Origin of the sequence: uncultured Microscilla sp. (genome assembly GCF_947493425.1) — a bacterium.
In the GTDB taxonomy this organism is placed as follows: Bacteria; Bacteroidota; Bacteroidia; order Cytophagales; family Microscillaceae; genus Microscilla.
Genome location: NZ_CANLRP010000469.1, coordinates 1 through 528 on the forward strand (window position 1 = coordinate 1; position 528 = coordinate 528).

1 protein-coding gene is annotated in these 528 nt (G+C 36.2%); it reads right to left on the reverse strand.

The window, feature by feature from the left end; genetic code table 11:
- Window positions 1-448, reverse strand: a 448-nt coding sequence (locus Q0954_RS34360; RefSeq protein WP_299466711.1) for an ISAs1 family transposase, incomplete at its 3' end; no start/stop codon positions are given.
- Between the last annotated feature and the right edge of the window lie 80 nt (window positions 449-528).

The following is a 528-nucleotide window of genomic DNA, read 5'->3' on the forward strand; positions in this document are numbered from 1 at the left end:
CTTTTTGCTGTGCCAACACTAAATTATGGGCATTAGACCAAGCGCTTACCAACCAAATGGCTTCTGTATCTTCCTTAGTATCATATGAATGGCGAAGCTTTTTACCATCTATGCTGATTACATCATCAAAATTATTACAAATACCTGTAAACCAATGAGTAAAATAGTCCTCGAAACATTCTGAATCAAGCTGAGATAATACACGACCAAAAGTATCATGAGAGGGTATGCCATTGGGTAATTGAAAATGTTTTTGTAAAAAATCCTGCTTGCTTAAGGCATATTCTTCTATTTCTGTAAAACCTTCTGCACCACAAATTACAGCCAGAAGGCTGATGCCAATAATATCAATAAACAAATGTAAACGTCCTTGACCTGAACGGGGATCTTCCAAACTTCCAAAATGTTCCCGAAGATCGTCGATAAGCTCTGATTCGCGTGATTCCATTATGAAAAATACTAGTAATCACACAAATCAAAAGCTTTTAACAGCCTTTTTCTCAAATTTTATTTCTTGCGATTGCCATG